The sequence below is a fragment of the Algibacter sp. 2305UL17-15 genome (assembly GCF_040720935.1).
In the GTDB taxonomy this organism is placed as follows: domain Bacteria; phylum Bacteroidota; class Bacteroidia; order Flavobacteriales; family Flavobacteriaceae; genus Jejuia.
Window position 1 is genome coordinate 14,859 of the sequence record NZ_JBFDAE010000007.1, and the last position, 13,457, is coordinate 28,315.

The 13,457-nt window shown below is 33.9% G+C and carries 15 protein-coding genes; 3 read left to right on the forward strand and 12 right to left on the reverse strand.

Going from position 1 to position 13,457, the window contains the following annotated elements; genetic code table 11:
• Positions 1-13: 13 nt before the first annotated feature.
• Both ABXQ82_RS09000 and ABXQ82_RS09005 read left to right on the forward strand, forming a co-directional pair.
• Positions 14-1,207, forward strand: a complete 1,194-nt coding sequence (locus tag ABXQ82_RS09000; protein ID WP_367058070.1) for a hypothetical protein — start codon at positions 14-16, stop codon at positions 1,205-1,207.
• Positions 1,197-1,658 (forward strand): hemerythrin domain-containing protein, encoded by a 462-nt coding sequence (locus ABXQ82_RS09005; protein ID WP_367058073.1) that lies wholly within the window; start codon positions 1,197-1,199, stop codon positions 1,656-1,658. Before ABXQ82_RS09000 ends, ABXQ82_RS09005 begins: the two co-directional genes overlap by 11 nt.
• A gap of 270 nt (positions 1,659-1,928) precedes the next feature.
• On the opposite strand, the gene ABXQ82_RS09010 is transcribed toward ABXQ82_RS09005, so the two are convergent.
• The 10 genes from ABXQ82_RS09010 to ABXQ82_RS09055 form a co-directional block, all read right to left on the reverse strand.
• The gene (locus ABXQ82_RS09010) at positions 1,929-2,318 is read right to left on the reverse strand and encodes a heavy metal-binding domain-containing protein (protein WP_367058076.1); all 390 of its coding nucleotides are present in this window, start codon (positions 2,316-2,318) and stop codon (positions 1,929-1,931) included.
• A 66-nt stretch (positions 2,319-2,384) separates the two neighbouring features.
• Positions 2,385-3,146: a formylglycine-generating enzyme family protein gene (locus tag ABXQ82_RS09015; RefSeq protein WP_367058079.1), complete on the reverse strand. Its 762-nt coding sequence runs from the start codon at positions 3,144-3,146 to the stop codon at positions 2,385-2,387.
• Between the two features lie 190 nt (positions 3,147-3,336).
• Positions 3,337-4,119 (reverse strand): ABC transporter permease, encoded by a 783-nt coding sequence (locus tag ABXQ82_RS09020; RefSeq protein ID WP_367058082.1) that lies wholly within the window; start codon positions 4,117-4,119, stop codon positions 3,337-3,339.
• The gene (locus ABXQ82_RS09025; protein WP_367058085.1) at positions 4,112-4,819 is read right to left on the reverse strand and encodes an ABC transporter ATP-binding protein; all 708 of its coding nucleotides are present in this window, start codon (positions 4,817-4,819) and stop codon (positions 4,112-4,114) included. Before ABXQ82_RS09025 ends, ABXQ82_RS09020 begins: the two co-directional genes overlap by 8 nt.
• The gene (locus ABXQ82_RS09030; RefSeq protein ID WP_367058088.1) at positions 4,813-6,048 is read right to left on the reverse strand and encodes a nitrous oxide reductase family maturation protein NosD; all 1,236 of its coding nucleotides are present in this window, start codon (positions 6,046-6,048) and stop codon (positions 4,813-4,815) included. The genes ABXQ82_RS09025 and ABXQ82_RS09030 overlap by 7 nt, the downstream gene beginning before the upstream one ends.
• Positions 6,049-6,052: 4 nt before the next feature.
• Positions 6,053-6,490 (reverse strand): nitrous oxide reductase accessory protein NosL, encoded by a 438-nt coding sequence (locus ABXQ82_RS09035; protein WP_367058091.1) that lies wholly within the window; start codon positions 6,488-6,490, stop codon positions 6,053-6,055.
• A 27-nt stretch (positions 6,491-6,517) separates the two neighbouring features.
• Positions 6,518-7,117, reverse strand: coding sequence for a hypothetical protein (locus ABXQ82_RS09040; RefSeq protein WP_367058094.1), 600 nt, complete (start codon positions 7,115-7,117; stop codon positions 6,518-6,520).
• 258 nt (positions 7,118-7,375) lie between these two features.
• Entirely contained in the window at positions 7,376-9,337 is a 1,962-nt protein-coding gene (gene nosZ, locus ABXQ82_RS09045) for a Sec-dependent nitrous-oxide reductase (RefSeq protein ID WP_367058097.1), read from the reverse strand.
• A 28-nt stretch (positions 9,338-9,365) separates the two neighbouring features.
• A complete protein-coding gene (locus ABXQ82_RS09050; protein WP_367058100.1) occupies positions 9,366-9,938 on the reverse strand; it encodes a fasciclin domain-containing protein in 573 nt (190 codons plus the stop codon).
• A 6-nt stretch (positions 9,939-9,944) separates the two neighbouring features.
• Positions 9,945-10,442: a cytochrome c gene (locus ABXQ82_RS09055; protein WP_367058103.1), complete on the reverse strand. Its 498-nt coding sequence runs from the start codon at positions 10,440-10,442 to the stop codon at positions 9,945-9,947.
• Positions 10,443-10,606: 164 nt separating this feature from the next.
• Here ABXQ82_RS09055 and ABXQ82_RS09060 point away from each other — a divergent pair, with 164 nt between their 5' ends.
• On the forward strand, positions 10,607-11,038 hold the full coding sequence (locus ABXQ82_RS09060; protein WP_367058106.1) for an Rrf2 family transcriptional regulator: 432 nt from the start codon (positions 10,607-10,609) through the stop codon (positions 11,036-11,038).
• Between the two features lie 4 nt (positions 11,039-11,042).
• Here the strand turns inward: ABXQ82_RS09060 and ABXQ82_RS09065 are convergent, their stop codons facing one another.
• Both ABXQ82_RS09065 and ABXQ82_RS09070 read right to left on the reverse strand, forming a co-directional pair.
• Entirely contained in the window at positions 11,043-11,555 is a 513-nt protein-coding gene (locus ABXQ82_RS09065) for an alpha-ketoglutarate decarboxylase (RefSeq protein ID WP_367058109.1), read from the reverse strand.
• A gap of 254 nt (positions 11,556-11,809) precedes the next feature.
• Complete coding sequence (locus ABXQ82_RS09070) at positions 11,810-13,411, reverse strand: OmpA family protein (RefSeq protein WP_367058112.1); 1,602 nt, start codon at positions 13,409-13,411, stop codon at positions 11,810-11,812.
• Positions 13,412-13,457: the final 46 nt, after the last annotated feature.

The following is a 13,457-nucleotide window of genomic DNA, read 5'->3' on the forward strand; positions in this document are numbered from 1 at the left end:
AATCATCATCATTATGTTAAAAAAACATGTAGTTACATGCTTGGTTAATTTTTTAATAGCCGCTTTATTGGGGGGCATGTTGCGGTATATGTTTGTTGGCGAGCTTAACATCAACAATAGGTTTTTAGTACATGCCCACTCCCATGTTGCTATGTTAGGCTGGGTGTATTTAATGTTGTATGTACTTATTGTGCATTATTTTGTACCAGAGAAAAAGCCCATATACAATAGGTTATTTTGGTTAACTCAATTTTCTGTAATTGGTATGCTGCTTAGTTTTCCGTTTCAAGGGTATGCGGCTATTTCCATAACGTTTTCAACATTGCACATTTTTTGCAGTTACTATTTTGTGTATCTTATTTGGAAACACCATAAAACAAAAACCATAGTTACTCGAAAATTACTGAAAGCTTCATTAGTGTTTATGCTATTATCTACTGTTGGAGTGTGGTGTTTGGGGCCAGCGGTGTCTATGCTTGGTCAGGCTTCGGCTTTTTACCAAATAGCCATTCAATTCTTTTTGCATTTTCAGTTTAATGGCTGGTTTTTAATAGTGGTTACCGCTCTGTTTTTTCATGTTCTACAACTTAAAGACTCCAAACAATTTAGGTTGTTTTTTGTGCTTTTAATAGTTTCAACGGTATTAACAATGGCGTTGCCTATAAACTGGTTTGCGCCTCATTGCGCTTTATTATGGGCTAATGGAATAGGGGTTTTGCTCCAATTAGTTACCGTTGTTTTATTTTTAAATCTAATAAAACCGCATCAGCTATTCCTTTTAAAAAACAACTCAAAACTTACTATTTACATATATGTCTTTGCTATATTTTGTTTGATTTTAAAAATAGGAACGCAATTACTATCGCTTATTCCTGAAATTTCAGACGTTGCCTATCAACATAGAAATCTTGTTATTGGGTTTATTCATTTACTGATGTTGGGCGTTATCACAGGATTTTTATTTGGTTTCATTTTACAAAATAAGTGGGTTGCTTTTAATGTCTGGCTAAATTTTGGAATCTATACGTTTATTTTAGGTTTCATTTTAACTGAATTATTTTTAATTCTTCAAGGCGGGATGTTTTATTTTCAAGTAGGAGTTATTCCAAACTATTATCTTTTTCTATTTGTTTCCAGTCTATTTTTACCCTTGGGCATTGGGAGCATTATTATTAATATTTTAAAAACAAAATCATATGAACCATAAACCACAGAAACGACATAAAGCGCTACAACCACTAAGTAGAGAGCATCATCATGGATTATTATTATCCTGGAAAATAAGAGCTGGATTCAGTAAGAATATTGAACCAAAACGGATAAAGGTTTATGCCGATTGGTTTTTTGAAAATCATTTAATCCCTCATTTTGAAAAGGAAGAAGCGCATATTTTCACTATTTTAAATGAAGAGCATGACCTTGTGAAAAGAGCCATGGCAGACCATAGGCGATTAAGGCGTTTATTTACAGAATCTGAAGATGAAGCTCAAACTTTAAGTAAGATTGAAGAGGAATTAGACAAACATATTCGTTTTGAAGAGCGTGTGTTGTTTCCTGAAATTCAAAAGGTGGCTACGGAAGCACAATTGGCTTTAATTGAAGAAATACATCAAGAAGGGAATTTTGAGGATAAAATTGATGATGAGTTCTGGCGATAAAGTTTTTATTTCTGAATTTAAATAGATGGACTAAGTTGAATTTCAATGATTAATAAGGTTTTCTGCGAGGTCTTGTTTTGACCTTGTAGGTATTATTACTAATTAACAATAGAAACCTACAAGTCCCGATAGCTATCGGGATTTGAAACCTCGCAGGTTCACTATATAGTATTTATACGGCCAACAATCCAACACCAAAAAGAAAAACAAACCCAATAATTAGTGTTTTCCAAAACACATGCGCTTTTTTTTAGTATGGAATATCAGTTGTTAGCTGTGTTTTGGGATACACTTTACAAAAATGGTCTTTGTAGCTGCTTTACAGGTTGTGTAAATCATAGCCATGACTAAGGTTTTTCCTTTTAAATTTTCAAGCTGAATGGTTTCGTTTTCTTCTGTGTTCCATTTTGAAGTTAAATTGAAAATAGATGCATCTGAAATTTCATTGTTTGCGATGGTAGATTTTTGTTCGATTTGTTTTAAATCCATTTTACAAACGGAACAACTCCCAAATTGATTGAAGGTTTTCTCGCCCTCACATGTCATCGGACATTGGTATAATGCTAACTCATTATTTCCCGAATTGGATTTATCATTTTTGCATGCTATGAATGATGTCAATAACGTAAAAAGGATAATTATGTATTTGTAATGCATCATTTAATTTATGAGATTCCTGCCTTTACTTCGACTGCGCTAAGTATAAACTCCGGAATGACAAAAAATCTATTTAACACAACTAAACCCCAAATTTTTCATGGCATATTTTGCTTTTAAACTACCTCGGGTTGCATATCGCATAAATGGGGCATAATTCATTAAATCGGTGGCGCCAATGGCTGCGCTTCCACAGAACAGATTACTATCATTATCTACATCTTTTCTGGATTCGCCCGAAATCATAACGGAATTAAAATCTAAGGTCCATTCCCAAACCAATCCATGTAAATAATAAACACCCCAATAATTTTTAAAGGTTGAGCCAATAGGATTATTAAAGGTTTTAGGCTTTTCATACCAGCCCAAAATGTATTTATTATAATCTTCTAATTTTCGGGCGTCTGCCATGGTTTTGTTAGCCATTGCCACATATTCCCATTCGTCAATTGTTGGTAATCGTTTACCTTGACATTCGCAATAATTACTAGCTGCGAACCAAGAAACATTTGTAATGGGAGCATTTAAAGATTGATGTTTTCCTATTTCAGTATCAGAAATCCAATCCCTTAAATAATTACCGTCTGCAAATAGATTCTTTACTTGAGAACGTTGCCATTTAGGATATTTTTTAACGAATTCTAAATATTCCTGGTTAGTTACGGGATACACATCCATTTCAAAATCTGAAATAGAAACTTGTAAAGAATCTCTACCGTATAGCGGTGTATATGTGCCGCCTTTAATAGGAACTATTTCAGACTGACAATAAGTTGTTGATAGGCATGAGATGAACAAAATCCTCGTTGCCAGTCTTAAAATAGTTCGCATTTTCTTAAATATAGAATAGGGTTAGTGGTCGTTTTTAACAACGTCAACTCGAGCTTTGGTTACGTTTGTTTTGTTATTATCCCATGAGTTGTACACATATGTCATAACATCTGCAATTTCATCATTGCTTATTGCCTGTCTGGTATTAAATTTGTGGCGATTTAGTAAGGTTTTAAAAAGATGGACTAGATTAAAAGTCTTTCTTCTTCGATTTAAAGACAATTCGTAATACGGGCAGAATTACCCAAACTATTAAGGTTGTAAATGATACTATAAGTCCGAAATTAGTACCAAAGAATTGCTTAAAAACAGCTCCTGTATATCCTAATAAAGCTGAAATATCCAATTTTAAAAGAATGAGTGTTCTCGATAAATCTATGGGGTTAAGCATCGTGCCAACTAACGATAATTTATCTAACGGATAGTCTTCAAACATTATTAATGTCATTAAAAACAGGCCGTCGTAAATAATGGCTAAAAACAACCAAAGTAAAATAGCGTACCCAAAACCTTTGATTTTATTTTCGTTTGACAAAGCGATATTAAAAGCTAACGCCGTGAATATTAGTGTTAAAAATGTTCCTGTGATAAGCAGTAGTGAAAAATCCCAAATGGCACTACTTTCAAACAAACCGTAAAACACAAATGGGATGCCTAGACCTAAAATTAAACTCATGGAAAGTGATAAAGCTACCCCTAAATACTGACCTAAAAATATAGACGAGCGTTTTAAGGGTTGTGCTAATAACAATTCTGTGAATTCTTTGGAATTATAATAGTACATCACGCCAAAAATAGTTCCAATTAATGGTACAAGCACAATGATGACATTCATTAAAGTGATGACTGCTTTTGAAAGGTCGTTGTTTAAAAACAAAAGCACAACACCAAGCAATAAATAGAACGCAAAATACACATAGCTCCAACGGCTACGCATTAAATCGTAAAAACTATATTTTAATATTTTAAGCATGGTTTTCTGTAAGTATAGATGCTATGGCATGTTCGAAATCCGGTTGATTGGTTTGGTTTTTTAATTCTGAAATAGTGCCTTTAAAGTATATTTTGCCTTCTAATAAAAACACAATTTCGTCTGATACCTCTTCAACAAAACTCATAATATGCGAGGTTATTAGAATGGTTTTTCCTTTGGCTTTTTCTTTTTGAATTAAATCTTTTAATCTAATGAGGGAAATAGGGTCTAATCCAGTTGTGGGCTCATCGAGAATAATTAAAGGACTATCAAACATAAAGGTTAAAACAATGTTCACTTTTTGTTTTGTGCCTCCAGAAAGGGTTCCTAGTTTTTTGTCCAAAAAAGGTTCTAGTTTAAAGAGTTTGATTAACCGCTCATCCTCATCAGTATTTTGGCGCAAATCCTTAATCATTCTAATTAATTCTTTCACTTTTAAATTACTAGGGAAGTTGGCTATTTGTGGTAAATAATCAATTTTATGTCGGTAATCTGAACTTTTTTTAATGTTTTCTCCAAGCACAGAAATATCCCCTTTATTTGGGATAACCATGCCCAGAATAGATTTTATCAACGTGGTTTTTCCCGAGCCATTTGGCCCAAGGACTGCGAAAATACCACCTTCGCTAATACTCAAATCTAAGCCACTTAACACTTGGTTTTTGCCGAATTTTTTATGTAAGTTTTGAATGCTTACCATGTTATTTGTTTTGTTAATGGATTATTGTCCAGTAAATTATCGGGCGTAAAAACTGGTGATACTTTTTCTGAAAAATCGATAATATCTATAAACATACTCCGCAATAAAATAATGGTTTCTGGAGTGCGATTTACAATGTATGAAAATAACTTAACAGGTCTGTATGGTACATCGCCAACACCATTTTTATCAAGATCGTAACCTGTGTAATTACTCCAAAAGTTTCTGTCAAAAACATTGTCGTTAACTTTACTGTTGTAAGCAATATCAAAGGAATTGTACAGAAAGTTGTTTTCTAAAAAATGATTGGTATAGCACGCCCCCCGCACTTTAATTGCCCAACCATTATTTTTAAAATTATTGTGTTTATATATAATTCTGTTTGAGCCTTCAATGTTAATGCCAATGGTGTTTTCTTCAAAAGTATTACCAATAATTTCGGCATCATTAATCTCTTTTAAAAGCATACCGTAAGATGCTGTTCCCCAATTTTCTTTAAATATGTTATTAAGCATTTTTATTTTTTTAGAGAACATAACGGCAACTCCGGCACCGTTGTTTTCAAAGGTGTTATCTTGATAAATGTCATTGTTAGAAAACATGAAATGTAAGCCATAGCGTAAGTTTTCTGCACTTACATTATTTTTAATTAAACAATCATCTGAAAACTCTAGATAAATACCATCGCGAACATGCTCAACATAATTATGTTCTATTTCAATATGATTACTATACCATAGTTGGATGCCATTTCCAGAGCTATATTCTTCCACAGCATCACCAATTATTTTATTGTGAAACACTTTTCCGTAACTCGATTTTTCAATATAAATACCAAAAAACAGCTTTTCTAAAACTAAATTTTTAATGACGAAATTTTTGCTTTTTGCAACTCTAATGGCAGCAAAATCTTCAGTATAGCTAGTGCCAACGTTTAGAATGAATAAGCCATCAACGGTTACATTATCTGAAATTATAGTAATGATTTCCCCTTTTAATTCGCCATCAATAACGGGGTAGTTTTTGCCGATAATAGTTAATGGTTTGTCAACTAAAATTTTATGCTCTTTGTAAATGCCCTTTTTAACAATGATGGTATCAAAATCTTTCGCTTGGTAAATAGCTGCTTTCAATGTAGAAATTGTACAGGTATTGCAAACTTCAATAGTTTGAGCAATAGTTGTGTTAGCCATTAAAATGACTGATAAAAAAATGATTAAGTTTTTCATGCTACTAGTCTTTAAATTTTGCTAGTAATTCTGTCCATGTATATAAGTCGCCTCCTTTTTCTACTTGTGTTTTTTCAGCATCAGCTCTATTTTTGAAAGCTGATAAAAAAGCACCCATTGGGCTGGGGATGTTTTCGCTTATTAAAAAAGTGGCTTTTGTAGCGTCAATTAGAGCTTCAGGTTCTGTGTAGTTGTTGGATAGGTATAAGGCTATCTCTGACGTGTCAAAATCATCCATAAAATTAATCATACATTCTGTGGCATCAAATTTATAGACTTTTCCTTTTTTGGTTACTATTTCTGCTGCGTGAACTTTATCTACAATCGTCATTTTGCAAAAATAACAACCATCGCTCCCATATTCTATGGGTTTGGGCGAGACATTACAGCTGATGAGCATCAGTATTAATGCTATTGTTGAATAGTGTTTTAGTGTTTTCATTATTTTAGTGTTTTGTCTTTCTCTTTTCTACATAACCAAAGATTTTTTATGTTTTTTCTTTCCTACTAAAAAAGCAATAAATGAACCAGCTATCCCAAGACCTAAAAAGAGCGCGCCAAGTCTAGGGTATGAATGTGCTTTAAAATTCAGGATGTCTTTACTCCCAAATAAAGGCGGCTGAAAACCCATAACTGTGCCGTCTGGATTGGTAAATTTCATAATGGCTTTGGGGTCTAGGTCATGCCCGTAATCATGCTCCCATAAATAGAAATCATACAAGCCCGCAGCACTTAAAACCACCATTAAAATGAACCAGTACAAAAACCATTTATAAGTGCCCCTGAATGCAATGATTATTCCAATAATAGTAGTAATAATAATTCCTATAGGAAAAATCTTAAACTCTGGTATCGCCTCAGGAATATACTTCATGCCCACATAATGATTCATTAAGTTGATGTTTTTAATGTCGTGAGGATGCACATCTGAAAAATCATTAATATGGATATTCATAGCAAGTGGCGTAGGGTATTGTGGTGCTTCTAATGTGATTCTCCAAAGCGGAAATAGAAACAATCCCAACGGCAATAAAGCTGCAATAAGCATGATGAAGTTTGACTTTTTCATCTGTATATTTCCCGTGAAAACGGGAATCTAGTTTTTAGTTATACTATTCTTTTTTAAGGCATTCCCCTTGTTTTTCATTCAAGAGTATTAAACATTCAAAATATTATTAAAGAAATGTTTTTTTGGATTCCTGCCTTCGCAGGAATTTTAATGTTTTAAAAAGAAAGGCGAGAGCGAAATAATTTACTCTCGCCTTAATAGGGAAATAAACACTAAAACAAAATCTCCCTAATTTTATGCAATTTAATTTTGTAATGGTTATTCTATATCTTCACCTAGAGACCATTTTAACGGTGTATTAGCATTTGTAGCAGATACACGAACGTAACCTTGCATTTCTTGGTGTAATGCGGAACAGAAATCTGTGCAATAGAATGGCCATACACCTTCTTGTTTTGGTTCCCATAGAAAAGTTTCCGTTTGCCCTGGCATAATCAGTAATTCAGAAGTATTTGCTCCAATCATACTTACACCATGAGGCACATCGTAATCTTGTTCTAAGTTGGTAATATGGAAAAATACCTTATCTCCAACTTTGATGCCTTCAATATTATCTGGTGCAAAGTGGCTTCGAATCGTAGTCATATATATATGAACCGTTTTACCGTCTCTAACAACTTTGGTGTCCATTTCATTTTTAGTAGCAAAAGGATGTTTGTTATCAGCTAAATTGAAAATCTTTTTAGAACGCGGTTTTATTAAATCTGCAGGACAACCAGCAGCGTAATGAGGCTCGCCAATTGTTGGGAAATCTAATAACAGTTCCATTTTATCACCAGAAATATCATAGAGTTGCGCAGATTGTGTTACCTCAGGACCTGTTGGCAAATAACGGTCTTTAGTAATTTTGTTCATTGCTACAACGTATTTGCCAAATGGTTTTTGGGAGTTTCCTCCGGGAATCATTAAATGGCCAACAGAGTAGTAACAAGGTTGTCTATCAACCACTTCCCAAGTGCCTAGTTTCCATTTTACAACTTCAGAAGAAATAAAGAATGTTGTATAGGCATTCCCTTTTCCATCAAATTCGGTATGTAAAGGCCCTAAACCTGGTTGCTCAACAGAACCTGCTAAAACATCTTCAAAGTTTAAGATTGGAATACCATAAGCATCACCAGCAAATTTTTTGTTCTCAATAGCATCAAGCATTTTTGTAAATGAATGTACTGTAAGGTTAGCTGAAAGTTTTCCGTTACCAACAATGTATTCCCCGGAAGGGTCAACATCACACCCGTGAGGCGATTTTGGTGTTGGCAAGAAATATACAGCTCCAGGAACATCTAAAGGATTTACAGTAAGTACTTCCTTTTTCATTGTAGATGTTGCCATATGTGTACTTTCATCATACACGTTGTGCGCATAGTTTGCTGGCATTTTTGTACCACCACCATTGTTTACATAGTCTTCAATTTTTTTCCAGTTAACTGCTGCAATAAAATCTTTATCGTTTTGAGAGGCATTAACCTCTAGAAGGGTGCTTGCTTCTTCAGAATTATAAGTTGTAAAGAAGAACCAACCATGAGATTTTCCACGTCCAGGGTGTGATAAATCATAATCGAACCCGGGCATGATTAATTGGAATTTAATGTCCATATGACCATGTTCTGGGTCAACAGATATAAAAGATAAAGAGCCTTTAAAGTTTCCTTTATAGTCTTTTATAGGCATGTCTTTTTGAGGAATTGGAACAGAAAAACGAGTTCCTGCCACCACATATTCGGTGTTTTCCGTTACAAAAGAAGAACTGTGGTTACCAGCACTATTTGGTATCTCAATAATTTCAGTCGTTTCAAAAGTTGTTAAATCAATTTTTGCAATACGAGGTGTATTGTTTCCATTTATAAATACCCAACGGCCGTCAATTTCTCCAGCAGTTTGTGAAATATCTGGGTGGTGAGAATCATCCCAAGGTATAAAACCATGAGAGGTATTTAGCATAGGTTTGGTTTCTTCATTGTAACCATAAGCTTTTTCAGCATCTTGCGAAAACACAGGAATTACTTTAAATAAACGTCCTGATGGTAGTCCGTAAACAGATAGTTGTCCACTAAATCCACCAGAAATAAATGCATAAAACTCGTCATGCTCTCCAGGAGCAACGTAAACTTTTTCGGCTACATTACCAGCAAGGGCACCAGATTTTTTTCCTGAATTATTACAACTTGTGAATGCTACAAGCAGACTTAGCATTGCAATAACAGATTTTAATATAGTCTTCATGTTATTAGATTTTAGTTAGTATTATTTATTATTCAGAAGGAGGGAGCAAAACTTTATCGATAACGTGTACAATACCATTTCCAGCTTTAACCGAGGCAACAATATTAGCCCCACCAATTACGGGTTTGCCATCCACGACTTCTATTTTGACATATTGATTGTTGGCTTGTCCCAGTCTTGGAAGTTTAGTTAAAATGGTTGTGCTTAAATTACCAGGGGTAACATGATATTTCAAAATGTTTGCTAGTGTTTTTTTGTTTTCAGGTTTTACCAAATCCTCAACAGTACCTTCTGGTAAGGCGGCAAAAGCCTCATCGGTTGGTGCAAAAACAGTAAGTGGCCCAACATTAACCAAGGCGTTCTCTACTTGGGCAGCTTGAACAGCGGCAACAAGTGTTTTGTGGTCGGGAGAGCCAATGGCAATTTGCAAACAATTGGGTGTTCCCTCATCATCTTCTATAAAAGCTTGTCCAGTTTGCTCGGTTGAAGTTTCAGAATTACTATCTGTAGAGGTCGTTGAGGTTTGCTTGTTTTCATTTTTACAAGAGTAAACAAGTGCTACAAATACAAAAACAAAAAATAGTTGCTTTAAGGGTTTCATGACTAGTTATTTTAAGGTTCTAAAGTATTCAAGTACAGCTCTAGCTTCTTCTTCAGTTAAATTTTGATTTGCCATTGGCGAACCATTGAATTCTATTAATAAGGCTTTGGCTAAAGGGTCTTTTTGGGTCATTTCTTCTGGGTTTAAAATCATATTCATAACCCATTCAGGAGATCTGCGTTCTAAAATTCCTGTTGGAGCTGGACCAATAAATTTTTTATCTACTCTATGGCAGGCAGTACACATTTTTTTATATACATCTTCACCTTTTGTTACGAGCGCTTGATCTATCTCATTTGGTAATGTTAAAGAGGTAATGGGCCCAATACCCTTATTGTTAAGGTCAATTGTTTTTGATGCAGGTATTTTTTCGGCTTTTTTCTCTACTTTCTTTTCTGTTGTGGTCTGAAGCTTAATTTTTTCTTTCTTTTTTTCTTCTTTTCCACCGCAACTTAGGATTAAAGTCAAGAACAAAACGGTTATTAGTTTTAGTACTGTTTTCATCTGCTTATTATTATAGATTAGATATAAATTGTTATTGCTCATTTATATGAGTTGATTTTAGTAAAGCAAAAATAGGTAGTGATGTCAAAAAAAAATATGATTTAAATCATATTCAGGATAAAAACATCTTTTTTGTAATTGCGATGAATTGTTTATATTGGAAAATGCTTTCAAAATCTTCCAAATATGCCATTAAAGCCGTGTTGTTTTTAGCTCTACATTCCAGTAAGGAAAACAAAGTAATGGTTAAGGATATTGCCGAACCTATCAATGTTCCGCAAGCTTATATTGCTAAACTTTTGCAGGCCTTGGTGAGGGACAATATTATTTCATCTGTTAGAGGGTCTAAAGGAGGATTTTATTTAACGAGTGAAAACTTAGAAAACTCCATAATGCGCATCGTAAAAAATATAGATGGTGAAGATAAATTGACCGCTTGTATGTTGAGTATGGAAAAGTGTCATGAGGAAAGACCATGTCCTCTTCACGATATTTTAAGCGCCTCGAGAAATACTATTTTAACGAGTTTGAAAAATAAGACAATAAGGGATTTGACTTTAAGTGTTAAATCCGGAAGCACCTTTTTGCCGCTTTAAGATTTTAAAAATAAAACCGAACAAAAGGAATCCAAGGATCTATATAGATACTTTTATCATCATCATGCAAAACGTTGTATCTAACACCAAAAGTTACATTTCCACTTCGGTAACCAACACCAAAAAATAAAGCAGGCGACCAATACTTGTCATCTGGAGCATTTATCCTAATATCGTACCTACGGCTAACGTTAAGTTGTTCAAATTCCGTAGATAGTTGTATTGCCGGAATAACATTATAAAGTCCGATTAAGCTACCGCCTAAAACGGTGGTTTTATAAACATTTTTTTGATTGTTGAATGTTGCATTTAGTCCAAGACCTATAGCAAACTGGTCATTAAATTCATAAATAGCACTGGGGGCAATGGTTGCGCCAAAAAAGCCGTCGCCAAAATTTAAACCTAAGCCGCCGCCATATCTTATGCTTTTCCAAAATTCATTTTGTTGCGCGTTGGCAGAAAAAAATAAAAGAGTGACCAGTAATGTAATAAATGTCTGCTTTTTAAAGGATGCCATTTTTGAGTTTTTCAGTAAAGATAGTAGATTTTAGACATAAAAAAACCACGCTAATTGGCGTGGTATCTTTTTCAAGGGATATTAATTAATATTTAAATCTTTGTGATTGTTTCTTGATTTCGAGGATAAAAATATATCTATGAAACTGTTCCTACAAACCATTTTTAAGGTTTTAGACTATGAGGTAAATTACTCGTTAAAAGCCCAAATTAATTTACGGTTAATCTGTTTACCGATTTTTTCGAACTTTTTAATTAGTCTATAATAATAAACTCAACACGTCTATTAATTAATAATTCGTCAGCTTTACATTTAGCTTTACAATCGATTTTGGGGTGCATTTCACCATATCCCTTAAACTGTAATCTGTTTTTATTAATTCCGGTTTTAATCAAATAATCCATAACCGAAGTGGCACGCTTGTTAGATAATTTTAGGTTGTAGTTGGCGTTTCCCTTATTATCTGTATGCGCATTGATAGATAATTTCATATCAGGATTTGCATTCAAAACTTCAGCGATTTTATTTAAAGCAATATGGGATTCTTCTTTAAGACTCCATTTTGCGGAATCGAAATAAATATTTTCAACAACAATGGCTAAATTATCATCCACTTTTTCAATTATGGGTTTGGTAGTTTCAAGCTTTAGATTTTTATTATAAACAGTTTCAAAACTTCTGTTTGCAGTAAAATGGAAGGTTTTATCGATAAATCCATCTTTTTCTGTGCTAATGGTATATGCTTCAAAAGGAATCACACTAAAATCGAAAGCCCCATTATTGTCTGTTAGTTCTTTGGACACCACTTTTCCATCTTCATCCTTTAAAACAAGTATGGTGTTTGGTAAAAGAATCTTGGTTTCCGCATCAACCACGCTACCTTTTAAATTTTGAGAGATATCTTTGTTGGTTGCCGTATAAATGTCATAACTTCCTTTTCCAGAGGGTCTGTTAGAGGATAGATAGCCTTTGTTTTTTGCAGCTAAAAAATAAGCAACTTCATCATATGAAGTATTGATGGTACTGCCCATGTTTCGAGCAGCCTTATAACCTTTATTTAGAATTCTACTCGCAAAAATGTCATAACCGCCAATAGTTTCATGTCCTTTTGAAGAGAAGTATAAATACATTCCATTTAACGAAGTGGAAGGATATTTTTCATCTGAAGGTGTATTAATATTGGGGCCTAGGTTTTTTGGTTTTCCTAAAGTGCCATCAGGGTTAATGTCTGAAACATATAAATCATAGCCCCCAAACGAGTCAGTCCTATTAGATGAAAAATATAGTTTATCGCCCTTTGGACTTACAAAAGGAGTTTCAATAGAAACATTGTTTTTATTAAGGCTCAATAATCTTTGATTGATCCAATTACCATGAGAGCCTTCTTCTAAAGTTGCAGCGTATAATTTATACTCCATGGAATTGTCTTTATTGCTTCTAGTAAAGTAAACCGTTTTATGGTTTTTAGTAAATGTTAATTGATCTTCACTATCATTTGTATTCAGTATTCGGGAAAATAATAAAGGTGAACTTAAATGTCCATTGTCTTCGATATCTAAACAAAATAGGTCCTTATAAGCTTCATTGGTATAGGGGTCTATTTTTGCAAAACCTCCAATTTTTTTAGAAGATACCATGATGAGTTTGTTCATAAAAAAACCAGAACCAAATTCTGAGTATTTTGTATTGACTCCTGCATCCAAAATTTCAAATTGAAATCCGTTTGTACCAATTTCATCATATTCAGCAGTATCTACAATATAGCTTAAATCATTTTCGGCGGTAAAGTTTGAAGGGTCTTGGGCAAAAATTACATGACACACAAGCAGTGCTAATATTAGCGATTTAGTTCTCATAATTAGGGGTTTACAGATTAATTCTGTGAATATATGAGAGTACAAT

Bases quoted from the DNA above. Each gene is read 5' to 3' on its own strand.
- ABXQ82_RS09000 (WP_367058070.1), top strand. From the start codon at position 14: ATGTTAAAAAAACATGTAGTTACATGCTTGGTTAATTTTTTAATAGCC.
- ABXQ82_RS09005 (WP_367058073.1), top strand. From the start codon at position 1,197: ATGAACCATAAACCACAGAAACGACATAAAGCGCTACAACCACTAAGT.
- ABXQ82_RS09010 (WP_367058076.1), bottom strand. From the start codon at position 2,318: ATGATGCATTACAAATACATAATTATCCTTTTTACGTTATTGACATCA.
- ABXQ82_RS09015 (WP_367058079.1), bottom strand. From the start codon at position 3,146: ATGCGAACTATTTTAAGACTGGCAACGAGGATTTTGTTCATCTCATGC.
- ABXQ82_RS09020 (WP_367058082.1), bottom strand. From the start codon at position 4,119: ATGCTTAAAATATTAAAATATAGTTTTTACGATTTAATGCGTAGCCGT.
- ABXQ82_RS09025 (WP_367058085.1), bottom strand. From the start codon at position 4,819: ATGGTAAGCATTCAAAACTTACATAAAAAATTCGGCAAAAACCAAGTG.
- ABXQ82_RS09030 (WP_367058088.1), bottom strand. From the start codon at position 6,048: ATGAAAAACTTAATCATTTTTTTATCAGTCATTTTAATGGCTAACACA.
- ABXQ82_RS09035 (WP_367058091.1), bottom strand. From the start codon at position 6,490: ATGAAAACACTAAAACACTATTCAACAATAGCATTAATACTGATGCTC.
- ABXQ82_RS09040 (WP_367058094.1), bottom strand. From the start codon at position 7,117: ATGAAAAAGTCAAACTTCATCATGCTTATTGCAGCTTTATTGCCGTTG.
- nosZ (WP_367058097.1), bottom strand. From the start codon at position 9,337: ATGAAGACTATATTAAAATCTGTTATTGCAATGCTAAGTCTGCTTGTA.
- ABXQ82_RS09050 (WP_367058100.1), bottom strand. From the start codon at position 9,938: ATGAAACCCTTAAAGCAACTATTTTTTGTTTTTGTATTTGTAGCACTT.
- ABXQ82_RS09055 (WP_367058103.1), bottom strand. From the start codon at position 10,442: ATGAAAACAGTACTAAAACTAATAACCGTTTTGTTCTTGACTTTAATC.
- ABXQ82_RS09060 (WP_367058106.1), top strand. From the start codon at position 10,607: ATGCTTTCAAAATCTTCCAAATATGCCATTAAAGCCGTGTTGTTTTTA.
- ABXQ82_RS09065 (WP_367058109.1), bottom strand. From the start codon at position 11,555: ATGGCATCCTTTAAAAAGCAGACATTTATTACATTACTGGTCACTCTT.
- ABXQ82_RS09070 (WP_367058112.1), bottom strand. From the start codon at position 13,411: ATGAGAACTAAATCGCTAATATTAGCACTGCTTGTGTGTCATGTAATT.